Raw genomic sequence first — 23,836 nt, 5'->3', positions numbered from 1 at the left:
AATACGGCACTGTCCTCGACACCGTGGCCGCGTCAACCGGAGTGAGAGGAGTCCAACATGCGAGCGATAGTCACGCTCCTGGTCGCGAGCGCCGTGCTCGCTGTCGTCGTCATCGGGTCGGCGCCGATACGGCTCGCGGCGGCACCGCCCGATTGGGTCACGCCGGGGCCTCCGCCCTGGGCCGGAGGCGAGCTCCGCGAGCGAGCCAACCAGGAGGCCCCGCAGACGGACACGACGTCGTCCACGGAGACGCTAGGTTGCGAACCGATCGAGCAGAGCGCCGAAGAGGTGCTCCCGGGCGTCGTCTTGACCTGGGACAGCGCGTTCCTCTGCGCGGATGCGCCAGACGCGGGCAGCTACGAGTTGACGGTCACGGTCTCGAACAGCGCCGAGAGCGCCGAGGCCGTCTCGATCGATGCGCTCACGCTGACCCACACGACGCCGAGACCGCGTGGCCAGGCGCCCAGCGCGAGCGGCGATGCGACTGGGCTGCCGCTGACGCTGGCGCCCGGCACGACCGCGAGCTTCACCGTGAGCGGAACCTATGAACTGGTCGAGACGGACGAGGGCAAGAAGGCTAACCTGCACTTCCGCGCGAGCGGACACGGCCTGAGCAGCGGCGAGCCCTTCGAGCTCGGCATCAACGCGCACGTCCGCGCGCCCGGCGTGCCCCTCGACTGACCGGGGCCAAAACCTCGTCGCGGCGATCCGCGGGAAGCCGGTGCAGCGAGCCCAGCGGGTGGGGCACGGTGCTCCACCCGCTTGGTGTCACCGCTTTCCCGCGCCAGCTTGGGCCGCGAGGGGATCACCGGCCGGCTGCCGGCTCGCTGAACCAGCAGCCGGCAGTCTCCTGGTCACGATCCGGGCACGACGGAGGGACTACGACTCCGGCCCGTTCGGGCTGACCTGCCCACCCTCCAGCGCCTGGTCGCTCTCCTCCACCTCTTCCAGCGTCGTGGCCTCTGACGGCTGGTCGGGGCTGAGGGCCTGGCGGACGAACAGGAGCTCGCGGCGACGCAGATCCCACATCCGCTCGAGCTCCAGGTCGAGCTCGGCCAGCCGGCGGAGCGCCTGGTCGCGATGGTGGATGAGGTCAGGGATAGTACGGAGGAGTTGCCGCCGCTCCTCGGCTAGCTCCTCGATACGGGCTAGCACGGGGGAGGGAAGCCGGATCCGTTCGAGTTCGAGTGCGAAGAGCTCGTCACTGTCAAGCATACTCGCGCATCATTCTACCATCGGCGAGGAGATCCGCCAGGCCGAGGTCGCGTAGCCGCTCCGGCGGCACCTGGCCCTGCTCGTCCCAGCCACGGACACGGTAGTATGCCTGGATGAGCCTGTCCAGCTCCGCCGCCGTCAGGCCGCCCGCCTCGCCGCTGAGCAGGCGCGAGGGCAGCGTGTCGTCCCCTCGCGTCCACCCCTGGCGGATGTTGAACAGCTTCTTAACGGTGTTGATCCGCTCCCCCGCGAGCCGAAGCTCATCTGCTGACATCGGAAGACCGGTCACGCGCTCGAAGAGGTCGGCCGCCTCGGCGAAGAAGTCGCTGAAGCAGTGGCGCAGGAACTTGCAGACAGTCAGCGAGTCGAGCACCGCGGCGCGATCCTCGGAGCTAGCCGCCGCCCTGGCCCAGGCCAGCGCCTCAGCCTGCGGGTCGAGCTGGTCGGAGAAGTCGACCTCGTAGGCCGAGGAGCGGTTGTGGCAAGCGCCGCGAGTCGACACCGCGAAGCCCAGCGCCATGGCCTTGAGCTTGCGCGGATCGTAGCCGGGCAGCTCCAGGCCCTTGACGTGCATGGCCCAGGCCTCGCTCCCCTGGCCGGTGATCTCGGCTGCCCGGCGCGAGCCCTCAGCCAGCAAGTCACCTAGGCCTCGCCGCTCGCCGATGGCCTCGATCGTCCGCAGCAGGCCCTCCGCGTCGCCGAAGCGCGGCCACTCCTCCGGCCGGCCCGGCAGGCGCACCCCCCGCTCGACACACTCCATCGCCCAGGCGATAGTCGAGCCAGTGCTGATGGCGTCCATCCCGTAGCGGTCGCAGAGCGCGGCTGCTCGCAGCACGGCGTTGGGGTCGCTGACCCCGCAGAGCGAGCCGAGCGCGAACAGCGACTCGTACTCCAGCCTGACCTCGACGGCCTCGCCGGCATCCCGTGTGCGGTAGTGGTGCTCGCAGCCGATGGTGCAGGCAGCGCAGCCATGCTTGTCAGTCCGGTGCTCCAGGAAGAGGCGCTCGCCGCTGATCGCCTCGGCCGCCTCGAACGTGCCGGCCTGGAAGTTGCGCGTCGGCAGCACGCCGAGCCGGCTGAAGAAGGCGAGGTTGGCCGCCGTGCCCAGCTCGCGGTACTTGGCCGTGCCCGGGCCCAGGCTGCGAGCGGCCAGCTCGCGCGCGGCCCGCACCACCCCGCGCGGGTCGGCGACGGCCGGCAGCCGCTGCGTCCCCCGCACCGCAAGCGCCTTCAGGCGCTTGCTGCCCATCACCGCGCCGGTTCCGGTTCGACCGGCCAGCCGGCCGTCGTTGCTGATCGAGGCGTAGCGCACGCCGCGCTCGCCCGCGACGCCGATCGCCGCCACCCGGAAGCCGCTGCCGAGCTCGGCGCGGACGGCGCCAGCGGTGGCAGCCGGATCCAGGCCCAGGAGATCGCTCCCCGGCAGCAGTCGGATCTCGCCGTCGTCCACGGCCAGTACCGTCCAGCCGGGCGCCTGGCCGGTGATCACCAGCGCGTCGTAGCTGGTGCGCTTGAGCGCCAGCGCCAGGTAGCTGGAGGAGAGCGAGTCGCCGATCATGCCGGTCTGGGGGGACTTCGCGGCGACCGCGATCTTGCTGGCGGTGGTGATGCCGGTGCCGATGAAGGGGCTGCTGGCGAAGACGAGCGGGTTCTCCGGCCCCAGCGGGTCGGCACCGGGCGGGCAGAACCGGTAGAGCAGGTAGCTGGCCAGCCCTGTCCCGCCGATCAGCCGGGCGAAGACGTCCTCGGAGAGCGGATACGCCCTCGCCGTGCCCGAGGAGAGGTCGATATGGAGGTAGCGGCCGTGGACGGCGTTCACGACGCCCCTCCCGCTTGTGCCGAGACGAGGAGAACTGACGACTCCGGCCCGACCGGGCAGCTCGGGTCACGGGTGAAGCGCCCATCGACGACGAAGAGGTAGCCGCCGTTGATCCAGCCGGTCGCCGGGTCGACGACCGAACCGGCGAGGGCGGGGAACTCCCGCGCGAGCGCCCCGGCGACCTCACGCAGCGTCCGGCCCGGCACCTCTACCTGCCGCCGGCCGGTCAGAAGCTGCGGGACACCGAAGAGCTCGACTCTAACTGTGGCGGTGCCGGTCGACATGGCCACTCTCTGCATCGTTGCGACCAGCCCTGACAGCGGTTAGTATGCCGGAACGGGCTGGCCAGGCGCCAGTCCGCGCCGACTCTCTGCGAACCACGAGGTCGTCCGGTGCGTACCCCCGCGATGATTGCCCGCTCAGCGAAAGGTGCGCGCAAGGCCGCGCTCTGGCGCTGGGTCAACCTGCCCGCGCTGGCCGCGGTCGTCATCTGGGGCGCGGCGTTCCCGATCGTCAAGTATGCCCTGGCGGAGTTTCCGGTCTTGGCCTACGCCGCGCTGCGGCCGGTGGTCGCGGTCGCGCTGCTCTTCGGCCTCCTCCGGCTGCGCGGCGAGTCGCTCGCCGTGGAGCGCGGCGACTGGCCGCGGCTGCTGCTCGCTGGCTACGGTGGCATGGCGCTCTTCCAGCTCTGCTACGTCCTCGGCCTCGACAACACCAGCGCCAGCCACAGCGCGTTGCTGCTCTGCGCGAGCCCGCTGCTCGGCGCGGTCATTCTCTGGGTGGCGGGTCGCGAGCGTCCGGAAATCCGCTCGCTGGCCGGCCTGCTCCTGGGGTTGGCCGGCGTGGCGCTCGTGGTGCTCCAGGCCGACCCCTCCGGCAGCGCCAGCCTGATGGGGGACCTCCTGACCCTGCTCGCCGCGCTGGGCTGGGTAGTAGTGACGGCGCTGCCGCGGCCCCTCGTCGTCCGCTACGGGCCGGTGAAGGTGACCGCCTGGCTGCTCCTGGCCAGCACCAGCGTGTTCCTCCCGATCGCCTGGCGCGACACGCTGGCCGCGCTGCGCGATCCCCCCTCGCTGCTCGCCTGGCTCTCGCTCATCTACAGCGCGGTCGTGGCGATGGTGCTGGCGAACGTGCTCTGGCAGCGCGCCGTGCGCGCGCTCGGGTCGACGCAGTCGCTCGTCTACTTCTACCTGCAGCCGGTCATCGCCATTCTGCTGGCCGCCGCGATGCTCGGCGAGCGGCTCGGCCTCCTCCAGGCGATCGGCGGGGCGATCACGCTGCTCGGGGTCGGCCTCGTCCAGCGGGGCAAAACCTCGACCGGTTGAAGCGCGCCATCGCCCTGCCTCCGTGCCTACGCACGCGGGCTGGCCGGAGGCGCTTCGGAGGCGCCGGCCGACTCCTCTCCTGGCGCGGGGTCGTCCGCAGCCGCGCCCGGGGATGGATCGCCGCCAGCTTCGGGGGCTTGCGCCTCGGCGGGGGACGGCGCCGCCCCGTCGGACGACACGTCCCCGCCGTCCGGCTGGCCCAGCCGCTCCTGCGCCAGCTTGACCAGGTCGATGCCGGTCAGCGCGGCGAAGCTCTCGGTCATCTGCTGGACGATCAGCGGCAGCCCCGTCGCGTAGCGGCCCAGCGCGCTGTGGCCGTCTCCGCCCGCGCCGTTGCTGTCGATCAGCACGACCCGCTCGATCTGCGCGAGCGGCCGGGCAGCCGCTTCGACCACCTTCGGCAACTGCTCGACGAAGGCCTGGTACATCAGAAGCTGCATCGCGGTCGGCCCGTAGGCGTTGAGCGCGGCCGCCAGCGCCCGCTTGCCCTCGGCTTCGGCGATCAGCGCGGCGCGCTTGCCCTCAGCCTCGGCAAGCAGGGCAGCCTTCTGCCCCTCGGCCTGGGCGAGCAGCTCGGCCTGGACGGCGTCGGCCAGCGCCTTCTTGGCATCGGCCTCCGCCTGGCCCACCTGGCGGATCCGGGCCGCCTCCCCCTGGCCGACCAGCTCGCGCTGGCGCGCCTCCGCCTCGGCTCGCGTGATCGTCGCCTGGCGATCCCCTTCAGCCTTGACGATCGCCGCCTGCTTCTCCCCCTCGGCGGTGATGATGGTGGCCTGGCGCTCGGCCTCAGCCTGCTTGAGGACCGTCGCCTCCAGCTCCTTCTCGCGCCGGCGCGCCTCCATCTCCTGCACGGCGATGGCCGCCTCGGTGCGGGCCAGCTCCACCTGCTGCTCGGCGACGACCACCTGCCGCCGCGCCTCGGCCTCGGCGAGCGGGCCGGCCTGCGAGGCCCGCGCCTTCTCGGCCTCGACCTCGGCGTCGAAGCGCGCCTTCTTGGCGTTCGTCTCCTTCTGGGCCGCCGCGATCTCAGCCTCGGCCATCGCCTCGGCGACGGCCGCCTCCTGCATCGCCTGTGCCCGGCGCTTGCGGGCATCGCGCTCGGCCTCGGCCTTGCCGATCTCGGCGTCGCGTTTGACCTCGGCCGTCCGCCGCTGGCCCAGCGCGTCCAGGTACCCCTGAGGGTCGCTGATCTGCTGGATAGTCAGCACATCGATCTCGATCCCCATCCGGGAGAGATCCTGCGCCGACTCGGCGGCCAGGCGCTGGGCGAACGCCTGCCGGTCAGCGTTGATCTGCTCCACCGTCAGCGTGCCCAGGATCGAGCGCAGGTGACCTTCGAGCGTCTGGAAGATGACGTTGCGGATCTGCTCCTGCGGCATGCCGAGGAAGCGCTCGATCGCGTTCATGACCATGACGTCGTCGGAGCCGATCTTGACGTTAGCGACGGCATCGACCGAGACCGGCACGCCCTCCTTGGTGTACGCCGAGGCGATCTTGAGCGGGATCGTCATCACGTTGAGCGAGAGGAAATCCACCCGCTCGATGATGGGGATGCGGACGCTCGAGCCGCCCTTGACGATGCGATAGCCCACCGTGCGCCGCTGCCCGGTCGCCGGATCGGTGACGGTGCGCTTGCGCCCGGAGAAGACCGCCACCATGTTGGGCGGCACCTTGACGATGTTGCGGCTGACGATGGCGAGCAGCGCCATCAGCGCCATCAAGATCAGGATGACGGCGGCGATGACGAAGAAGACCTCGGCGATATTCATACCGGGCTCCCCTCGAACGCGACTCGAGAACTCCCAGTCTCTCACCCGCTCGTCAAAACCCCGCGCTACCGCACTGGGCGGCTGGACGCTCGCGTGTCAGCCGTCAGCCCGCTGGCCACGATCCCCGGCCTCGCCGCGTTCCGGCGCGACCCGCTCCGCACCGCTGGCCCGGGTAGCCGGCTCCGCCTCCCCGGCCGGCTCGACAATGACGGCCGTCCCGACCACGTCCACGATCCGGACGAGCTGCCCGGCCGGGATGCTGGCCCCCTCGCGGCTCCGGGCCAGAAGCTGGCGGCTGCCGGTGGCGTCGCGGTAGAGCACCTGGCCCAGACCGCCCTCGGGGATAGCGGTCGTCACCTCGGCGAGTCGGCCGCGCGTCCAGCTCATCGAGAACTCGGTCGTGGCCTGCTGCTTGTAGAACAGGCCGATCAGCCACCAGGCCAGCGCGCCGACGGCGAGCGCCGCCGCGGCGGCGATCAGCGCGCCGGTGACCGGGCTGCGGTCATAGTAGGTGGCCAGCATTCCGGCGGAGCCGAAGGCGGTCAGCGAGGCGGCGAGCACCTTGCCGTTGAAGGGGCCGACGCCGTCGCCATCGGCGCCGAAGTCGAGCACGTCGTCAATCTCACCGACCACCAGGGTGACGATCAGCAGGAGCAACCCCAGGAGCGCGATCCCGAAGTAGATCAGCATGGCCCGCCGCTCTGCACGCTCGTCGTTCCGCTCGGTGCGCAGCTATTCCTATCCTAACCGAGGGCTGGCCCGCGCGCCAGGACTCCGGGAACGGCTCGCGGCCTCGAGCCTCTGGGACGCGGGCGGTCAGGAGGGTGAAGAGACCGATTGCCAGTCCCGCGGGCGATGCACTTCGCAAGACAGCGCGCTGCCGGGCAGCCGCCGGTGAACGCGGCCGTGGCCGCCCACCCGGGTGGACGGCGGGCTCAGAGCACGTCCGGCACGATCCGCAGGACGCGGTCGTCCTCCGCGCTCGGGTTGCCCCGGCCGTCGCGGTTGCTGGTCAGCAGGTAGAGCGTGCCGTCGGGCGCCTCGACCACCGCGCGCAGCCGCCCGAACTCGCCGGCGAAGAGCGGCTCCAGCGCCACCGCCTGCCGCCCGTCCTCCGAGAGGTCGAGCCGCCACAGCGTCCGGCTGCGCAGCCCGGTGAAGAGCAGGTCACCCTGCCACTGCGGGAAGCGCCCGGAGGAGACGAACACCGCTCCCGACGGCGCCCAGGTCTGCTGGCCACTCTCGAGCACGGGCGGGACGTAGTCGCCAGGCGCGCCGACCACCGTTGCCCCGACCATCTCCGGCCAGCCGTAGTTCCGACCCGGCTCGATCAGGTTGACCTCGTCGTGGGCTGCCATGCCGAGGTCGCCGGTGGGGCCGTGCTCGGTCGCGTAGAGCCGACCATCGGGCGCCCAGGCCAGCCCCTGCGGGTTGCGGTGCCCATACGACCAGACCGGTGAGCCGGGGAACGGGTTGTCCGGCGGCACGCTGCCGTCCGGGTTCACCCGGAGGATCTTGCCCGCCAGCGACCCCAGATCCTGCGCCAGAGCCGGGTTGCGGGCGTCACCGGCGGTCACGTACAGCTTGCCGTCCGGCCCGAACGCGATCCGACCGCCGTCGTGCAGGCTGGCGCCGGGGATGCCGTCGAGGACGACGAGCGGGTCGATGAGGCGGTTGTCCCGCTCGGTGTAGCGGACGACCCGGTTCCAAAACGCGCCGCTGCCGTCCCGGTAGGTATAGTAGACATAAATATAGCCGTTCGAGGCGAAGTCAGGGTGGAGCGCCAGGCCGAGGAGCCCGCCCTCACCGACCTCCGCCACCTCCTGGATCACGACGGCGGGCTCGGGCAGGAGCTGCCCGTCGGCGATGACCCGCACCCGTCCGGGCCGCTCGGTGAGAAAGAGGCGGCCATCGGGCGCAATGGCGAGCTCCCAGGGCGCCTCCAGGCCGGTGGCCACGGTCTCGACCCGTACCGGCACCGGCCCGGCGGGCGCAGGCGTGGCCGCCGGTTCCGGCGTGGCGGTGGGAGCCGGGCTGGCCGCGGGTTCACCGGCCGCCGTCGGTGAGGCTGGCGGTGGAGGGGTCGGTGAGGCGCTCGCTGCCGGCTGCGTAGGCCTGGCCGCCGGGCTCGGGGCCGGCGTGGCACTCTGGGAGCCGGAGCGGCACGCGGCCAGCACTGCCGGGAGAAGGAGCAGGGCGAGCAGGAGCGCTGCGCGCGCGCCGGAACCCCGGCGACGCGCTGGCCCGACCGCCGACCGCCGGTGGAGTACGCAACGGGCGCTCATCGCCGAACCGACCCTCCTGCCGCTTACCGGGCTGTCTCCAGGTACCGCAGCGCGACCGCCGCCATCAGGCGCACCCCGACCGCCAGGGCGTCCTCGTCGGCGTCGAACTTCGGGTGGTGCGGCGGGTAGACGAGCCCGCGCTCCGGGTCGGCGACTCCCAGACTGAACATGCAGGTGGGCACGTGCTGGGAGATGAACGCGAAGTCCTCGCCCGCCATCAGCGGCTCGCGCTCGAACACGTTCTCCGGGCCGAGCAGCTCCCGGCCGACCTCCTGCACCAGCGCCGTCAGGGCTGGGTCGTTGCGCATGGCCGGATAGCCGCGGAGGTAGACGGTCTCCGCCCGCGCGCGCATGCCCTGGGCGATGCCGCTCGCCAGCTCGGCGATCCGCCGCTCGATGTGATCGCGCACGTCCGGGCTGTAGGTGCGCACCGTGCCCTCGAGCGTCGCGTGGTCGGGGATGATGTTGGTGGCGGTGCCGGCCTGGAGCCTGCCGACCGTGACGACCGCCGCCTCCAACGGGTCGACCTCGCGGCTGACTAGGATCTGCAGCGCGACCACGATGTGCGCGGCCACCACGATGGGATCGACCGCCCCCTGCGGCCGGGCGGCGTGGCCACCGACCCCCCACACCGTGACCTTGAACGTGTCGGCCGACGCCGTGACCGGCCCGGCGGAGACCGCGATCTGCCCGGCCTGTCGCCCGACGTCGACGTGCAGCGCCACCGCGGCATCGACCGGCGGATCCTCTAGCACGCCGTCGTGGATCATCGCGAGCGCGCCGCCGGGCCCCTCCTCGGCCGGCTGGAACATCAGCTTGACCGTACCGGCGAAGTGCTCACGCAGCCCGTTGAGCACCTCCGCCACGCCGAGCAGGATCGTGGTATGCACGTCGTGTCCGCAGGCGTGCATCACGCCCGGGCGAGTCGAGCGGTACGGCGTGTCGTTCTGCTCCTCGATCGGCAGCGCGTCCATGTCGGCGCGCAGGAGCAGCGTCTTGCCCGGCCCCTTCTCGCCGCGGATCAGCGCGACGACCCCGGTGCCACCGGTCGTGGGGCCCGGCGTGATCCCAGCCGCTGCCAGCGCCTCCGGCGACATGAACAGCGATCGCCCGTCGCCACCGACCCCTGTCCGGTGCTCGATCCCGAGCTCGCGGAGGTGCCCGGCGACCAGCCGCGACGTGTTGACTTCCTGCAGCGAGAGTTCCGGGTTCATGTGCAGGTAGCGCCGGGTCTCCCGCAACCAGGCGTCCAGCTCAGGCGTGACTCGTACCAGCTCGACCAGGCTCACCGTTCGTCTCCCTCCCGTCATCCTGCCGGTTCTTCCGGCCCTCATAGTAACACCCGCGCCTAAGAGCGCGATAAGAAGCCGTGACTGGGCCGGCTCGACCCATCGCGGCACGGGTGGGATCGCGCGCGAGACCGAGAGGTTGGTAGCATTAGTGCGGGGCTGGCCGAACAGAGCGCCGCCGGCCCGGACGGTAGGCACGCGAGACTCGAGGGTGAGCGTCCATCTCCTCACTGGCATCTTCAGCATCGTCGTCGTCGACCTCGTCCTGAGTGGCGACAACGCGCTGGTCATCGGCATGGCGGCCCACCGGTTGCCGCCGCGCCAGCGCCGCTGGGCGATCGTCCTGGGCGGCGCCGGGGCGATCGCGCTGCGAGTCGCCTTTACCGCTCTCGCGGCCGTGCTGCTGGCGATCCCGCTGCTCGAGGCCGCGGGTGGACTGGTGCTCACCTGGATCGCCTACAAGCTGGTGCGCGAGGAGGCGAGCGAGCACAACATCGCCGCTGCCGAGTCGTTCTTCGGCGCCGTGCAGACGATCACGCTGGCCGACCTGGTCATGAGCCTCGACAACATGCTGGCCGTGGGTGGCGCCGCGCACGGCAGCATCGAGCTGCTGCTCTTCGGCCTGCTGCTCTCGATGCCGCTCCTGCTGTTCGGCAGCAGCCTGGTCGCTCGCCTGCTCAACCGCGTCCCCAGCCTGCTCTGGCTGGGAGTCCTCGTATTGACCATAACGGCCGCCCGCATGCTGGTGGACGATCCCTTGATCGCCCGGCGGCTCGGCGCCGAGCTTCACCTGCCGGCCCTGGTCATCCTGGCCGCCGGCCTGACCGGCCTGGTGACCACCCCGACCGCCCTTCGCTGGTGGCGGAAACGATCTGCGCCAGAGACAGCCGAAGCCGACGAGGTAGCCACGATCAGGAGCTCGTCCTCCCTTGCGGCACATCCTGCGCCTGCGAAGCATCCCGACCGGCCCGGTACGCGCCTCGAGTGAGTCGATGTGCCTCGGTTCGCGTAGAATTGGGACAGAGGGATGCCTGTGCCGATCACGATCGACGACTTGCCGGAACTGCTGCGCCTGTTACGGGAGCACCCGGAGTGGCGGGACGCACTCCGGGCCACGTTGCTGACCGAGGAGCTGCTCCAGCTCCCGGCCCTCACTGAGCGCCGCTTCGCCGAACTCGCCAGCGCCATCGAGCGGCTCACGGAGCGCCAGGAGCGTACCGAAGCGGCGCTGGCCGAACTGGCTGCCCGCCAGGCCGAGACCGAGGCCCGCCTGGCAACGCTCACCCAGCGCGTCGAGGAGCTCGCCGCCCGTCAGGCCGAGACTGAGGCGACGGTCGCACGACTCGCCGAGCGCATGGACCAACTCACCGAACAGGTGAGCGTACTCGCCGAGCGGGCAGGACACCTCGATACGGATGTCGCTGAGCTCAAGCAGTTCCACCTCGAGGCCACATACCGCGTGAACGGGCCCGCAATCTTCGGTGGCCCAGAGTTCCGTCGCCCCCGAGTTCTTTCTCCAACCGAACTCGATGCCCTGCTGACCGATGCGGTCGAGGCAGGAACGATTACCTGGGCCGAGCGCAAGGCCATTATGCAGGCCGACCTGGTCGTCCGGGGCCGCACGCCGGAGGCCGACCAGCTCTACCTGGTCGTCGAGGTCTCCTGGGGCGTGGGCACGACCGATATCGCGCGGGCGATCGAGCGCGCCCACCTGCTCCGCAAGGCTGGCTTTCCCGCGCGCCCGGCGGTCGCCGGACGCTGGTTGAGCCCCGACGCGCAGCGGATGCTGGACGCCCTGTCCGGCGACGATCGGCCGGTCATCGTGCTGGACGGCACCGTAGAGTGGGACGGCAGGGGTTGAGCGGTGGCTCCCGCCGCCGGCGCGAGCCCCTGGGCTCGATCTGAGGAGCGAGGCCGAAGCATGTACCGAGGACAGTTCCCATACGGGCGATATGACCGGGCGCCGCAGCCGGAGATCACGGTCGATGACCTCTCCCGGATCTACGTCGTGGTGCCCCGCGACGACGGGCCGGGAACCGAGAACGTCACGGTCGCGCGGATGAGCGACCGGCAGTTCCGCGAGTGGATCGTGGCCAAGGGGGAGCTGCACGGGGTGCCGATGATCGCCCCGATGGGCCGGATCGGCCACGAGACCCGGGCCCGGATGATCAACCGGCTGATCAAGCACGGCGTCCGCATCTACATGGTGCCGAAGGCGGAGCCGGAGGCATAGGCGCCGCTCAGCGCCCGGCAATCTGGCGCAAGGCGAAGAGCAGGTTAGCCGGGCGCTCGGCCAGGCGCCGCATGAAGTAGGGGTACCACTGCCGGCCGAACGGCACGTAGACGCGCATCGCGTACCCCTCGCGCACGAGCTGCTCCTGCACGTCCCGCCGCACCCCGTAGAGCATCTGGAACTCGAACTTCTCGCGCCCGATCCCGAGGCGGCGGGCGAAGCCCTTGGCCACGCGGAGAATGGCCTCGTCGTGCGTGGCAATGGCGACGAACCGGCCGAACTCCAGGAGCAGCTCCATCTGCCGGCGATAGGCGGCGTCCACCGCCCGCTTCGAGGGGTACGCCACCGTCGGCGGCTCGGCGTAGGCGCCCTTGACCAGCCGCACCCGCGCCTGGCGCTCGATCGCCTGGCGTACGTCGCGCTCGGTACGGTACAGGTACGCCTGGAGCACCAGCTCGATATGATCGCCGTAGACCGGGTGGAGACGGTAGAAGAGGTCGAGCGTCCGCTGGGTGTAGGCTGAGCTCTCCATGTCCACCGCCACGGAGTTCCCCAGCTTCCGGGCGTGGGCGACGATCGACTCCAGGTTCTCCCGGCAGAGCTCGTCGCTGAGATCGAGCCCCAGCATCGTCAGCTTCACCGAGACCGTGCTGTCGATGCCGCTGCCGGCGATCCGATCCAGCACGATGCGGTAGGTCTCGGTCGCCTTGCGCGCCTCGTGCTCGTCGGTGACGTTCTCGCCCAGGACATCGAGCGTCGCCGACATGCCGCGCCGGTTCAGCTCACGGACGGCCTCGACGGCTTCCTCCAACGTCTCGCCCGCCACGAAGCGACGAACCAGCGGCTGAGTGACCGGCGCGCTCCTCACCAGCTCGGCCACCTGCGGCTGGCGGGCCAGCCAGAGCATCGCCGTCCGGAGCACGGGCATGGTGCTTTCCTCCTCGCGCGAACGCACGCTCATTCCCCCGGCCAGCGATTGTACTCCCGCACTGCGGGGATCGGCTGAGCGTCGATCAGTCTCTGCGGCTGCACATCGACCTCCCTCACCCCGGCTTCGCCACCCCTCTCCCGCGTGGCGGGAGAGGGGCCGGGGGCGAGGGGAGTACCACGAACACGCGTTCGAGGACGTGCTAGAATCAGCCGGAGCGAGCGGGAGACGCCATGACGACGCTGCCCGACCAGGCCTGGGTCACCACCATCCGCGACAGCCTCTACGACCGGATCCCGTTGACTGCCGCCGAGGCGGCGCTCATCGGCACCTCGGCCTTCCTGCGGCTCGACCGGATCCAGCAGCTCGGCTTCGTTAGCAAGGTCTGGCCGGGCGCCAAGCACACGCGCTTCGAGCACTCGCTCGGCGTCATGCACCTGATGCGCCAGGCCGTCGCCTCCGTCCGCCGCTACGACCGCGAGGGGCTGGTCGACGACGAGGTCGCCCGGGCCGCGGTCGCCGCCGCGCTGCTCCACGACATCGGGCACTACCCGTTCAGCCACGCGATCGAGGAGCTCGGCCCGCCGGTGCTCCCCCACGAGGAGGTCGGCCGCCGGCTGATCGAGACCGGCGAGGTCGCCGACGTGCTGGAGCGCGAGTGGCGGGTCGACCCTGGCCGGGTAGCCGACCTGGTCGCCCCCCGCGGCGAGCTCCCCCATGCCGACCGGCTGCTGCGCGGCCTGCTGAGCGGCCCGCTCGACGTCGACAAGCTCGACTACCTGCCGCGCGATGCCCGCCACTGCAACGTCCCCTACGGCGGGGTAGACATGCCCCGGCTGCTCGACGCCCTCCGCCCAGCGGTCGTCCAGGGCCAGCGGCGCATCGTGGTCACCGCCAAAGGGGTCAGCCCGCTCCACTCGCTGATCAACGCCCGGCAGGAGATGTTCGACAATGTCTACTGGCACCACACCAACCGGGCCTGTATGGCGATGCTCCTGCGCGCGGTGCAGGACGCGCTGCTGGCCGGCGCGATCGACCCCGGAGAGCTGCCGCGCCACGACGACGCCTCGCTGCTGGAGCGGTTGGGCAGCCCCGGGATGCCGGCGAGCACCCGCGCGCTGGTCGAGCGGCTGCGCGAGCGGCGGTTGCACAAGCGGGCGGTGGAGGTGAGCGCCCGGGCGCCGGAGCTGTACCGCTACCTGAGCGGCCTTTTCTACGCGCCGGCCCAGCGCCGCGCGCTGGAAGTCGAGATGGCCCAGCGGCTGAGCGCGTTGCTGGGTCAGGAGGTAGCCGACTGGGAGATCCTGGTCGACCTGCCCAAGCCGGAGCGCTGGAGCACCGACGTCTGGGTGCTGTTCGAGCGGCCGCCGGTCGGCTTCCGGGAGCTGATGCCCTGGACGGAAGTGGTGGGCCTGAGCGACGAGGACTTCAAGCGCTACGAGGAGCACCGGCGCCTGGTGCGGATCGTGGCCACCGAGCGGCTGCGCGAGGCGGTGGCGGCGCGCTGGGAGGCGCTGCTGCTGCCGCTGCTGGCCCAGCCGGCCTCCCTGACCGAGACGACCTGGCCATAGGGGCGACCGGACGGTCACCCCTCCAGCACGCTCGCTGCCCGGCTGCCCCGGCGTGCCGGGACAGCGTCGCCAGAGACGACCGCGGGGGCGGACAGTCGTTCGCCCCCGCGGTGTCACCGGAGACCGGCCGCCTCCCCGCGCCTTCCCGAAGAGCTGAAATGCGCCGCGCGCTTGACCGATCGGGGCAGGAACCACGGACGACCGGCAGGCCGCTCGCTGCCCCTCCGTTCGCTCGCGATCCCGGTCGGCAGAGATACGGCCCTGCGGACGAACCACCACTCGCCCCTGCCGGACGGAAGGGCGCCCGCGGCCTGGGGCACCCGGCGAGCGGGAGCGCGGCGCGCGGTCTCTGACCAGGAAAGGAACCGGGGGCGACCGAAGCGGTCGCCCCCGGTTGGGCTCATCTCGCTTGGTCGGGCCCGGCTAGGCGCGCAGGCCGCGCCGCGAGCGCCGGTGCAGCTCGACACCGCATCCAGCGGCCATCAGCAGGCTCCCCAGGCCAGTCAGCAGCCAGAGCATCCCCGAGCTGCCCTCGCCGCGGCCGGTCTTCGGCAGCACCTGCGGTGGCGGAGCTCCGACGATCGGCGAGGCCTCGCTCACCCGGGTCGGCGGCGTGGCGGTCGCCGGGGCAGCCTCGCTGACCGGCGGCGACGCGGTGATCGGCGCTGCCTCGCTCACCGGCGGCTGCGGAGCCGGCGGGCTCGAAGGCGGATTCGATGGCGGGGACGGCGGGTTCTCCTCGCGCTGCTGCTCACGCCGGTTCACCACCGTGTGCGTGCAGTCCTCGGCGTTGCCGCAGAGCTGCTCGACCGTGAAGGTGCCGGTGCCACTCGTCGTCTCCCAGCCGGCCGGCACATCGGGCTCGGCGATGACGACCGTCACGTCGTCGCCCGCCGGCAGATCCAGCGTCGGCGTGCACGTCCAGAGCGAGCCGCTGCCGCTGCACGTCACCTCAGTCGTCTCCGAGCCGATGGTCACCTCGATGACGAGCGAGTCCGGGCGACCGCTCCCGATCCACTGCTTGCGGAGGGTCAGCGTGCGCTCGGGCTCCTCAGACGGCTGGGTCTGGAACCGGTTCACCACCGTATGCGTGCAGCGGATCAGCCGCTCCGACGTCGCGCAGTTCTGGAGCGTCGAGGGGTCGATGATGCCCAGGCCACTCTCGTTCTGCCAGTTGTCGGGCAGCCCGCTCTCAGTGACCGTAAACGTGTCGCCCCACTCGACGGTCAGCGTCTCAGGCGTGCAGACGAGCGCTGTGCCGTTCCAGGTGCAGACGATGGAGTTCTCACCGCTCCCGGCGCTCAGCTCGAAACCGCCGGCCTGCGCAGCGCTCGGCGGGGTGCCGCCGACCCACTGCTTCACCAGCTCGATCTCGTAGTGCTGGCGCAGGTTGACGACGGTGTGCGTGCAGGTGACCGTCGTGACCAGGATCTCGTCCTCGAGCACCGGGTCACCCTCGACGCACGTCACCGGATCGTTGGTATTGCCAGGATCGAAGGTGAAGTCACCGACAGTGGCCGGGTCGGGCTCCCAGCCCTCGGGTAAGTAATACTCGGAGACGTTGTAGCTCTGGCCCACACTGATCGGGATACTCAAGTTCGAGCAGGGCTCTATCTCCCCACCAGCGCCGCAGTGTATCTCCTGATTGTCACTCGAGGTCAAGAGCAACGTAAATGTGCCGCCCGGTCCTCCCTGCCACTCCTTCGCGACCTGTATCCGATACCGGGTCTCGGTGCCGCGCTTCTGGTTGACGACGGTGTGGGTGCACTCATCGTCGGTGTTGCACGTATTGAGGAAGTCGGCGTCGACCGTCAGTGTCAGCGTGCTCGTGTCCGCCTGCCACTCCTGGCCCAGCCCGCTCTCCTCGATCGTGAGCTGGTCGCCGAGCTGGATCTCGATCGCGCTGTCCTCGTTGATTCCGCACGTCCACGTCGTGCTGTCGCCACCACCGCTGCACGTCGCGGTGTACTGCGTGCTCGTTTGCCCCCGCGTCCGCGTGATCGTCAGCGTAATTGGGTCATCCGGCGGGGCGCCGCCCTGCCAAAGCTTCTCGAAGCTCAGCTCGTAGGTGCGCAGCCGGTTCGTGACGGTGTGGGTGCAAACCACCAAGGTAACGTTTATCAGGCCCAGTTGTTCGGACCTTGTTTCACAGGTCAGTGCATTCGGGTCGAAGATGAACTCACCGACAGTGGCCGGGTCGGGCTCCCAGCCCTCGGGCAGGTCAGTCTCGGAGACGCTGTAGGAATCGCCGGGCTCGATGATAATCACCTCACTCGGGCAGTTCTGGCCAGCCGTGCAGGTAACTGAGACTGCGTCCACCTCCAGCGTGAGCGTCGGCGCTGCGCCCTCCGGTGCCTGGCCATCCCAGTCCTTGTCGACCCGCAGGAAGTAGGGGGGCTCCTCCGAGGGGGTCGTCTCCGCCGTGTTCGTCACCGTGTGGACGCAGACCCCGTTCTCGCACTTCGAGGGCACCGTAAAGTCGCCGGTGCCGCCGGTCACCTCCCAGCCATCGGGCACGTCGGGCTCGTCGACCGTGTACTCCTGGTCGGGCTCGACGTCGATGTCGGGCGTGCACGTCCAGGTCGACGTGCTCTGAGCCTGGCAGGTGACGGTGTGGACGGTCTTGCCGACGGTGACGGTGAGGGTCACGTCGTCGCCGGGCAGCTGCCCGTCGCCCAGCCAGACCTTCTTGAAGCGGAGTTTGAGCGTCGTGGGTTCGCCGGTGCACTTAGCGTGGCTGAGGTTGAACTGGCCGTTCCAGTCCTCGTAGATCGTGGCCGTCGCCGTGATGAGCGTGTCGGAGCCCGAGGTGTAGTACGTGTAGTGCGCGGTTCCGCCGGTGAACTTCTCACGCGTGATCGTGACGGTGCCAGCGTTCTGGAACGTCGCCGTGATCGAGCTCGGCGCGTTGGACTCTTGGTCGATCTGGGTGATCACGAAGTGCCACTCGACCTGCTGGCCCTGCGGGCACGATTTGGTGAAGTTCCCCTGTTTGATCTCGATCTCCGTGGTGCCGCCGTTGCCACCACCGCCGCCAGTCGTCTGCGGCTCGTTCTGGACGGTGTGGGTGTAGGTGCCGCTGCCGGACGGTATCGTGAACGAGAGCGTGCTCGCTACCGGCTGCCAGCCGCTCGGCGGGTTCGGCTCGGTGATCGTGACACTGCTCCCCACCTGGACGTTCGAGACGCTGCCGCAGCTCCAGGTCGACTGGTTGCTTTTCTTGCAGGTGAGGTTGTACTGCTTCGGGCTGCCGCTCCCGGGGTCGTCCACCGTCACCTGGAGCTGGACGTCCTGGTTGGGCGGCGTGTTCGTGAGCCACTGCTTCATGACCTCGAGCTTGCGCGTCACCGGCTTGTTCTCGACCGTGTGCGTCGCGGTGCCGCTCCCGGAGGTCGGCACGGTGAAACTGAGGTCTGCAGAACGCGGTGCCCAACCGGCGGGCGGACTGGGCTCAGAGAGGGTGACGGTCGTGCCGACCGGCGCCTGGATAGTAGGCGTGCAGTCCCAGGTCGTCCCGGTTCCGTTGCAGGTGACCGTCGTCGATCCCAGGACGGACTGGATCTCGAGCTGCACCGGGCCGGAGGGCACGCCGATGCCGGCGCCGGAGTCGGTGTCCCACTTCTTCCTGATCTGGACGTCGCGGAGCTTGTGGTTCTTGACCGTGCAGTCCTGATCCCCGTTCCCTGACCTGACTCTACAGCTCAGTGAAGCCGGATCCGTCCACCAGCCGGTGAGGCTCGGCTCGGTGATGGTCACGGTCGTTCCGACTTTGACGTCCTCGATCTCGGAGCCGCAGTCCCCGTCGTTGGCTGGGCAGTTGCGCGTCGTCTGCTGCTGGTTACCGTCCTTATCGGTGTAGGTAATGCTAAGAGTTACCGAGGTGCCGTTGCCGCCCACCCAGTCCTTTTCGATCTGGACGTCACGCGTGCCGCCCTGTCCGCCACCGGTCGCCGCGGTCGGCTGCACCGCCAGGACAAAGCTCGCGAGCACCAGGGACAGGCCCAGGAGCACACTCGCCCAAGCAGCGACCGCGCTTCGACTTTGGGGCTGTCGCCGACGTGAAAAGCGCATCCAAAACCTCCTCGACTTCACTTCCGGTTCACTCGTAGACACATCGCTGGGAAACTGCTCGATCTCGTGCACGACTCCCGTCTCACGCTCGGCGCGTCACCTCCCCGATCGTTCAAATCCCGGTCAAATCCCGGTAGAACCGGGAGAACAAAAAACCGGCCGATGTCCCACCGGCCGGTTGCGCCACTCGCTCCACGCGGGCCAGGCGCCCAGCTACGGCCCACGCTTCGTCGCTCTCGGTCACTATTCGGTTATCACACCGGAGAGTGGTACCAGAGGGCTGGCCCACCCCCTGTCCTGAGTCTAGCCCGAAAATGCTAGGACGATCAAGGTACTTCCGTACCTATCGTCCAACCGACGGCAGTCCCGCCCAACCGCTGGGGCGCTCGAGAGCGCTCGCGGCCCCTCCCGGTTCCGGGCGCACCCCAGGCGAGCTGGCTGGCGCAGGGACGGTCTCCGTATCGAGCATCGAGTAGGGGCGACCAGCCGGTCGCCCTACCGCGCCCGCGCGCCGCAGCCGCCCCTGGCCCCGTCGCCCCGCTGCCTACGCGCCACGCCGGCCCGGGCGCCCCACACGCTGCGGCCGCTTCCCGGTCGCCCGCGAGGTCCTCGACTCCGAGACCATCCGGTCCTGGCACGTGCTATCCTCCCCGCGAGGGACACGATGGGCCACCCGGCTGCACAACTCGCTCCCGTCCAGAGACCGCTCGAGCACGGCCTGCTCGTCGTCTGCGGGCTGGCCCTGCTCGCCTGGCTGGCCCTGCTGCCGCGCGTCCTCACCCGGCTCGACCCGCTGACCGGCGACGAGCCTTTCTACGTGATGACCGCCATCAGCCTGCTCCAGGACGGCGACCTCGACGAGTCCAATAACTACGCGCAGCGCGATTACGAGCAGTTCTACCCGCCCGACCCGCTGCCGCCGGGCTGGCAGGGCTGGCCCAGCTTCCCGCGCGAGCTGCCGCCGCACCCCGCCCACTCCCGCCTGCCCGGCCTCCACACCAAGCACGGGCTGGGGCTCACCTTGCTGATCGCGCTCCCCTGGGCCGCGCTGGGCCGGCCCGGTGCCGTGCTGGTGCCGCTGGCCTGCGGCGTGCTCCTGCTCGGCCAGATGTTCTTGCTGGCCCGGGAAAGCGGCGCGCCGCCCGGCGTGGCCGGCACGGTCGCGCTCGGGCTCGCCCTGGCGATGCCGGTCGGCCCCTACGCGCTGCTGCTGTTCCCGGAGGTGCCGGCCGCGCTGTGCCTGATCTACGCCGTCCGGCGGCTGGCCGCGCCGAACAGCCGTCCCTGGCAATGGCTGCTGGCCGGCGGCGCGATCGGCTTCCTGCCCTGGCTGCACCAGCGCTTCGTTTTCACCGCCGCCGTGCTCGGCCTCGTCGCGCTCGGCCGCTGGCTGCGCGCGCGGCCGCGCTGGCCGGTGACGCTGGCGATCGCGCCCGCGCTGGCCGGAGGGCTGGCGCTGCTCGGATACAACCTGTGGCTCTACGGGGTGCCCTGGCAGCGCACCGCGGATCACGCCGGCTTCAACGGCCTGGCCGGCGCCCTCAATGGAGCGGCCGGACTATTGCTGGACGCCCAGTGGGGCCTCTGGGTCGTCGCCCCGGTCACGATCCTGGCGGTCGCGGCGCTGCCCTGGTGGCTCGAAGCCGAGCGGCGATCCTTCTGGATCGCGCTGGCGGCGGTCGCGCCCTACCTGGCCCTGATGGCCGCGTACAAGGTCTGGTGGGGCGAGTGGGGGCCTCCGGCTCGCTACCTCGTGCCGGTCGTCCCGCTGGTTGCGGCCCCGCTCGGCGCCTGGCTCGCCCACGCCCGCTGGCCCGGCTGGCTGGCGACCGCCCTGCTCTGGGGTTGGGGGGCAATGCTGACCGCCATCGGCTACCTCGACCCGCAGCGCTTCTACCACCACCCGGACGGCGTCAACAAGCTGGTGGGCGTCGTCTCCGGCCGGCTCGGGGTCGACCTTGGCCGCTGGCTGGTGCCGTTCCAGCCCTACGCCCAGTCCCCGCTGGACGAGCGGCTGCTGGCGGCGCTGATCGCTGCGGTCGCCCTGCTGCTGGCGCTGCTGCTGGTCGGCTCGCCCGAGCGCTCGACACGCTCGCCGGACCGGTCAGCGCTAGAGACGCCGTGACGCGAATCGTTTGCAGGGGGGAGGAAAGGCATGAAGGATATCCGGGTCCGCGCCGCTGAAGAGCGAGACCTCGAGGCAATCGCCGAGATCTTCCGCTGCCCAGGCGTGATCCACGGCACTTTGCAGCTCCCCTACCGCTCGCTCGAGGACTGGCGCGAGCGGCTGAGTCGCCGCTCGCCTGACCGCCACCCGCTGGTGGCCGAGTTGGACGGCCGGGTCGTGGGCATGCTCACGCTCTACCGGCAGCAGGCCGACCGGCGACGCCACGCCGGCTCGCTCGGCATGGCGGTACACGACGATCACCAGGGGAGGGGCATCGGCACGGCCCTGATGGCCGCCGCGATCGAGCTGGCCGACCGCTGGCTGGGACTGCACCGGCTCGAGCTCGAGGTCTACACCGACAACCAGCGCGCCATCCGGCTCTACGAGCGGTTCGGCTTCGTGATCGAAGGTACCCTGCGCGACTTCGCGCTGCGCGACGGCCGCTACGTCGACGCCTACGCGATGGCCCGCATCCGGCCGGACGTCTGACCTGATGCCCGGCGTGCCATCTCGACGACCGGGCACGCTGCTCGCACCCGAGGAGACTCGCTACCGTCACAGCGGCGCCTCGACCTAACCGATAGCAGGGAAGACCGGCCTTCGTCCCTACAGCACGACAGGCCAGGCGCGGAGCGATCCCCGTGGCGCGGCGACGAGACGGTGGAGGACGCCCGCGGCCGAGACGGCTCCGATGCGTCGGTTGCCGCGGCCCAGCCATCGTCCAGTTCCCTGGCCGCCGCTGTCCGGCCACGACCTGCTGGGCCAGAGGTCGAACCGGGACTGGGCACGGTCGTCCCGTGCCGTGGGACGCGCGCCGTCGCTGGCGTGCCCCTCCGGCGTCCGGTCGCGTCCGCCTCGCGGGGACGGCGGCCCGGGCCACCGCGCGCGCCGGTGCTCGTTCCGGTACAATCGGCTGCGGTGGCGGTTGCCCGCGCCGTGGCGACGGCGGGGCCAGACGCCGGATGAGGGAGGAGCGGAGATGCCGGAGTTCGGCCGGGGACGTCCTTTCCAGCCCAAGCAGAAGACGAGCGCGCCGACGATGCCGGGGGCCTGGCTGGTCACGCTCCGCTCGGTGCCCCACCACTACTGGGACATCAAGAACGTGATCGAGTCCACCGGCGAGGCGCGGGTCTACTTCGGCGAGGCGCTGGCTTACCTCAAGGGACAAGGGGTCTCGCTCTTCCGCGTCGAGGCGACCGGGCTGGGGTGGGTCGACGCGCTGTACCGCTGGTGGCGCGAGGCCCAGCGCCGGGACGCGATCCCCTTCGAGATCAAGGTCTACGTGCACAATACTGAGGAAATCGCCAGCTTCCGCCAGCATCCGCCAGAGGAGATCAAGGCGCGGATCGAGCAGCGGGCACCCCGCTTCCAGCTCCTCGCGAGCTGAGCCGGGACGCCAGGCATTGCTGCCAGGCAGCGCCCCAGGCACGGCCGCTCGCAACCGTGGCCCTCTCCAAGCGTCGGAAGAGGTAGAGGCGTCGCGTCTCGATAGAACCCGTGACCGTTCGGCCGCACCGGGTCGAGCGCACGAGCCAGAGCCGAGTGACCGGGAGCGATCGCGGGATGTCGGCAGCCGTTGTTCGAAGGGATTGGGGACGCCATGGAGAAGACACCTGTGAGCGGCTCCCGGCGCCGGCGACAGCTCGGCGCGCCGCTACTCTGGATGGCCGCGGCAGTCATCGCGGCATTGCTGGCGGCACACATCTCCGCCCCGGGCGAGACAGCAGCGCAGCCAGGCCCGCTCGAGAGCGCGGCTGCTCCTGCCGAGCCCATTCCTGGCTGTACCTACTTCCCCGAAACGGGCCATAACCTCTGCGCCGGCTTTCTCCGCTACTGGGAGCAGTTCGGCGGGCTGGCAATCTTCGGCTACCCGCTGACCGAGGAGTACCGTGATCCCGAGACCGGGCTCACCACTCAGTGGTTCGAGCGGGCCCGCTTTGAGTGGCATCCGGGCACCTATCCCGAGCGGCACGATGTCCTGCTCGGGCTGCTCGGCCACGAGCTGGTCGCCTTGCGGGAGGGAAGCGATCCCACCTTCCCGACCGGGCCCTTTTCCCCGGCCGGGCCGAAGCCTGGCTGCCTCTACTTCGCCGAGACCGGCCACAACCTGTGTGCCGGCTTCCGGGCCTACTGGGAACAGTTCGGCGGGCTAGCGGTGTTCGGCTACCCGATCAGCGAGGAGTTCCGCGAGGTGAACCCGGACGACGGGCGGGAGTACACGGTCCAGTACTTCGAGCGGCAGCGGTTCGAGTGGCATCCGGGGGCCTGGCCGGAGCGGTACGACGTGCTGCTGGGCCGGCTGGGCGCCCAGCTCCTGGCCCAGCGCCTCGCGCCATCGTCTCCCGCTCCGACACCCACGCCGGAGCCGGTCGTACCGCCGGAGGACGCGCGCCTCTCGCTCGAGCCGACCAGCGACGTCAACCCGGTCGGCACCGAGCACACGGTGGTCGCCCGGGTCGAGGTCGGCGGGCGACCGGTGGTAAACGTGCGGGTGACCTTCGTCGTTACCGGTGGCGGGAACCCCGAGCCGGCCGCCGGTGAGGTCCTGACCGACGCAAGCGGCCACGCGCGCTTTACCTTCACCAACGATCAGCCGGTGACGAACATCGTGCGCGGCTTCATCGACGTGAACAACGACGGTGATCGGGACCCGAACGAGCCACAGGACCGTGCGACCAAGCGGTGGCTTGCCGGCTCGCTGACCGTCCGGCCGGACGCGATGACTACCGAGGCCGAAGTCGGGGACGCGACGGCCGACGCCACCGCTACGCTCGTCGTCCGCGACGAGCGCGGGCCGGCCGAAGGGATACCCGTGCTGCTCGAGATCCGTGACTCGGACACGCCCTCCGGAACGCGGGCGAGTGCCTCGTTTGCAGCGTGTCCGGTCAACGATGACATCGCCCCTGGGGCGACGGACGCGATCGGCCAGTTCAGCCGACCGCTCTTCGCTTGCGGCATCGTCGACGACGGCGTGAACGATACCGTAACCGTGAATGCCTACTGGGATAGCAACGCTAACGGCCAGCTCGACCCGGATCTCGATGTGCTGCTCGACTCGGTGACGTTTACTGTGGATGACCTCTAGGCGAGAGCACCCGCTGCGCGACGGTGCGGCAGGCCGGTGGACTCGCCGGAATGGCTCGAGCGGCTCTGGCGTTCAGGTA

The 23,836-nt window shown here is 70.5% G+C and carries 19 protein-coding genes and 1 riboswitch; of the genes, 10 read left to right on the top strand and 9 right to left on the bottom strand.

Going from position 1 to position 23,836, the window contains the following annotated elements; all coding sequences use genetic code 11:
• Nucleotides 1–57 precede the first annotated feature (57 nt).
• A complete protein-coding gene (locus NET02_RS14360; RefSeq protein ID WP_284058122.1) occupies nt 58–681 on the top strand; it encodes a hypothetical protein in 624 nt (207 codons plus the stop codon).
• Nucleotides 682–879: 198 nt separating this feature from the next.
• On the opposite strand, the gene NET02_RS14355 is transcribed toward NET02_RS14360, so the two are convergent.
• Genes NET02_RS14355 through NET02_RS14345 form a run of 3 tightly spaced genes read right to left on the bottom strand, consistent with a single transcriptional unit; the run spans nt 880 to nt 3,318 of the window.
• Nucleotides 880–1,215 (bottom strand): hypothetical protein, encoded by a 336-nt coding sequence (locus NET02_RS14355; protein WP_284058121.1) that lies wholly within the window; start codon nt 1,213–1,215, stop codon nt 880–882.
• Nucleotides 1,208–3,034, bottom strand: a complete 1,827-nt coding sequence (locus NET02_RS14350; RefSeq protein WP_284058120.1) for an aldehyde ferredoxin oxidoreductase family protein — start codon at nt 3,032–3,034, stop codon at nt 1,208–1,210. The genes NET02_RS14355 and NET02_RS14350 overlap by 8 nt, the downstream gene beginning before the upstream one ends.
• Nucleotides 3,031–3,318 (bottom strand): hypothetical protein, encoded by a 288-nt coding sequence (locus tag NET02_RS14345; RefSeq protein WP_284058119.1) that lies wholly within the window; start codon nt 3,316–3,318, stop codon nt 3,031–3,033. The genes NET02_RS14350 and NET02_RS14345 overlap by 4 nt, the downstream gene beginning before the upstream one ends.
• Before the next feature lie 108 nt (nt 3,319–3,426).
• Between NET02_RS14345 and NET02_RS14340 the strand changes: the two genes are divergently transcribed.
• Nucleotides 3,427–4,359: a DMT family transporter gene (locus tag NET02_RS14340; RefSeq protein WP_284058118.1), complete on the top strand. Its 933-nt coding sequence runs from the start codon at nt 3,427–3,429 to the stop codon at nt 4,357–4,359.
• 26 nt (nt 4,360–4,385) lie between these two features.
• Here the strand turns inward: NET02_RS14340 and NET02_RS14335 are convergent, their stop codons facing one another.
• The 4 genes from NET02_RS14335 to NET02_RS14320 form a co-directional block, all read right to left on the bottom strand.
• Nucleotides 4,386–6,128 (bottom strand): flotillin family protein, encoded by a 1,743-nt coding sequence (locus NET02_RS14335; protein WP_284058117.1) that lies wholly within the window; start codon nt 6,126–6,128, stop codon nt 4,386–4,388.
• 96 nt (nt 6,129–6,224) lie between these two features.
• Complete coding sequence (locus NET02_RS14330; protein ID WP_284058116.1) at nt 6,225–6,818, bottom strand: NfeD family protein; 594 nt, start codon at nt 6,816–6,818, stop codon at nt 6,225–6,227.
• Nucleotides 6,819–7,063: 245 nt separating this feature from the next.
• Complete coding sequence (locus NET02_RS14325) at nt 7,064–8,413, bottom strand: PQQ-dependent sugar dehydrogenase (RefSeq protein WP_284058115.1); 1,350 nt, start codon at nt 8,411–8,413, stop codon at nt 7,064–7,066.
• Nucleotides 8,414–8,436: 23 nt separating this feature from the next.
• Entirely contained in the window at nt 8,437–9,702 is a 1,266-nt protein-coding gene (locus NET02_RS14320) for a M20 metallopeptidase family protein (protein WP_284058114.1), read from the bottom strand.
• Between the two features lie 211 nt (nt 9,703–9,913).
• On the opposite strand from NET02_RS14320, the gene NET02_RS14315 reads away from it, so the two are divergent.
• From NET02_RS14315 to NET02_RS14305, 3 genes are read left to right on the top strand one after another with little or no spacing between them, the layout of a single operon-like run.
• Nucleotides 9,914–10,690: a TerC family protein gene (locus NET02_RS14315; RefSeq protein WP_284058113.1), complete on the top strand. Its 777-nt coding sequence runs from the start codon at nt 9,914–9,916 to the stop codon at nt 10,688–10,690.
• 39 nt (nt 10,691–10,729) lie between these two features.
• Entirely contained in the window at nt 10,730–11,563 is an 834-nt protein-coding gene (locus tag NET02_RS14310; RefSeq protein WP_284058112.1) for a hypothetical protein, read from the top strand.
• A 60-nt stretch (nt 11,564–11,623) separates the two neighbouring features.
• Nucleotides 11,624–11,935, top strand: a complete 312-nt coding sequence (locus NET02_RS14305) for a hypothetical protein (RefSeq protein ID WP_284058111.1) — start codon at nt 11,624–11,626, stop codon at nt 11,933–11,935.
• A 7-nt stretch (nt 11,936–11,942) separates the two neighbouring features.
• On the opposite strand, the gene NET02_RS14300 is transcribed toward NET02_RS14305, so the two are convergent.
• Nucleotides 11,943–12,863, bottom strand: coding sequence for a proline dehydrogenase family protein (locus NET02_RS14300; protein WP_284058110.1), 921 nt, complete (start codon nt 12,861–12,863; stop codon nt 11,943–11,945).
• A 233-nt stretch (nt 12,864–13,096) separates the two neighbouring features.
• Here NET02_RS14300 and NET02_RS14295 point away from each other — a divergent pair, with 233 nt between their 5' ends.
• Entirely contained in the window at nt 13,097–14,434 is a 1,338-nt protein-coding gene (locus NET02_RS14295; RefSeq protein ID WP_284058109.1) for an HD domain-containing protein, read from the top strand.
• A 423-nt stretch (nt 14,435–14,857) separates the two neighbouring features.
• Here NET02_RS14295 and NET02_RS14290 read toward each other — a convergent pair whose 3' ends face one another.
• Nucleotides 14,858–18,505: a hypothetical protein gene (locus NET02_RS14290; protein WP_284058108.1), complete on the bottom strand. Its 3,648-nt coding sequence runs from the start codon at nt 18,503–18,505 to the stop codon at nt 14,858–14,860.
• A 163-nt stretch (nt 18,506–18,668) separates the two neighbouring features.
• Nucleotides 18,669–18,752: riboswitch (cyclic di-GMP riboswitch) on the bottom strand.
• 417 nt (nt 18,753–19,169) lie between these two features.
• Here NET02_RS14290 and NET02_RS14285 point away from each other — a divergent pair.
• The 4 genes from NET02_RS14285 to NET02_RS14270 all read left to right on the top strand — a co-directional run bounded on the left by NET02_RS14285 (nt 19,170) and on the right by NET02_RS14270 (nt 23,757).
• A complete protein-coding gene (locus tag NET02_RS14285; RefSeq protein WP_284058107.1) occupies nt 19,170–20,630 on the top strand; it encodes a hypothetical protein in 1,461 nt (486 codons plus the stop codon).
• 30 nt (nt 20,631–20,660) lie between these two features.
• The gene (locus NET02_RS14280) at nt 20,661–21,161 is read left to right on the top strand and encodes a GNAT family N-acetyltransferase (RefSeq protein ID WP_284058106.1); all 501 of its coding nucleotides are present in this window, start codon (nt 20,661–20,663) and stop codon (nt 21,159–21,161) included.
• A 490-nt stretch (nt 21,162–21,651) separates the two neighbouring features.
• The gene (locus NET02_RS14275) at nt 21,652–22,059 is read left to right on the top strand and encodes a hypothetical protein (RefSeq protein ID WP_284058105.1); all 408 of its coding nucleotides are present in this window, start codon (nt 21,652–21,654) and stop codon (nt 22,057–22,059) included.
• A gap of 213 nt (nt 22,060–22,272) precedes the next feature.
• Nucleotides 22,273–23,757, top strand: a complete 1,485-nt coding sequence (locus tag NET02_RS14270) for an LGFP repeat-containing protein (protein WP_284058104.1) — start codon at nt 22,273–22,275, stop codon at nt 23,755–23,757.
• Nucleotides 23,758–23,836: the final 79 nt, after the last annotated feature.

Origin of the sequence: Thermalbibacter longus, from assembly GCF_023806485.1 — a bacterium.
GTDB classification, from domain to species: Bacteria; Chloroflexota; Chloroflexia; order Thermomicrobiales; family Thermomicrobiaceae; genus Thermalbibacter; species Thermalbibacter longus.
This window is presented reverse-complemented; position numbering and strand designations above follow the sequence as displayed.

Excerpts from the sequence above, each read along its gene's own strand:
- NET02_RS14335 (WP_284058117.1), bottom strand. The coding sequence starts at position 6,128 with ATGAATATCGCCGAGGTCTTCTTCGTCATCGCCGCCGTCATCCTGATC.
- NET02_RS14290 (WP_284058108.1), bottom strand. The coding sequence starts at position 18,505 with ATGCGCTTTTCACGTCGGCGACAGCCCCAAAGTCGAAGCGCGGTCGCT.
- NET02_RS14345 (WP_284058119.1), bottom strand. The coding sequence starts at position 3,318 with ATGTCGACCGGCACCGCCACAGTTAGAGTCGAGCTCTTCGGTGTCCCG.
- NET02_RS14355 (WP_284058121.1), bottom strand. The coding sequence starts at position 1,215 with ATGCTTGACAGTGACGAGCTCTTCGCACTCGAACTCGAACGGATCCGG.
- NET02_RS14360 (WP_284058122.1), top strand. The coding sequence starts at position 58 with ATGCGAGCGATAGTCACGCTCCTGGTCGCGAGCGCCGTGCTCGCTGTC.
- NET02_RS14310 (WP_284058112.1), top strand. The coding sequence starts at position 10,730 with ATGCCTGTGCCGATCACGATCGACGACTTGCCGGAACTGCTGCGCCTG.
- NET02_RS14300 (WP_284058110.1), bottom strand. The coding sequence starts at position 12,863 with ATGCCCGTGCTCCGGACGGCGATGCTCTGGCTGGCCCGCCAGCCGCAG.
- NET02_RS14270 (WP_284058104.1), top strand. The coding sequence starts at position 22,273 with ATGGAGAAGACACCTGTGAGCGGCTCCCGGCGCCGGCGACAGCTCGGC.
- NET02_RS14305 (WP_284058111.1), top strand. The coding sequence starts at position 11,624 with ATGTACCGAGGACAGTTCCCATACGGGCGATATGACCGGGCGCCGCAG.
- NET02_RS14325 (WP_284058115.1), bottom strand. The coding sequence starts at position 8,413 with ATGAGCGCCCGTTGCGTACTCCACCGGCGGTCGGCGGTCGGGCCAGCG.
- NET02_RS14280 (WP_284058106.1), top strand. The coding sequence starts at position 20,661 with ATGAAGGATATCCGGGTCCGCGCCGCTGAAGAGCGAGACCTCGAGGCA.
- NET02_RS14285 (WP_284058107.1), top strand. The coding sequence starts at position 19,170 with ATGGGCCACCCGGCTGCACAACTCGCTCCCGTCCAGAGACCGCTCGAG.
- NET02_RS14295 (WP_284058109.1), top strand. The coding sequence starts at position 13,097 with ATGACGACGCTGCCCGACCAGGCCTGGGTCACCACCATCCGCGACAGC.
- NET02_RS14330 (WP_284058116.1), bottom strand. The coding sequence starts at position 6,818 with ATGCTGATCTACTTCGGGATCGCGCTCCTGGGGTTGCTCCTGCTGATC.
- NET02_RS14275 (WP_284058105.1), top strand. The coding sequence starts at position 21,652 with ATGCCGGAGTTCGGCCGGGGACGTCCTTTCCAGCCCAAGCAGAAGACG.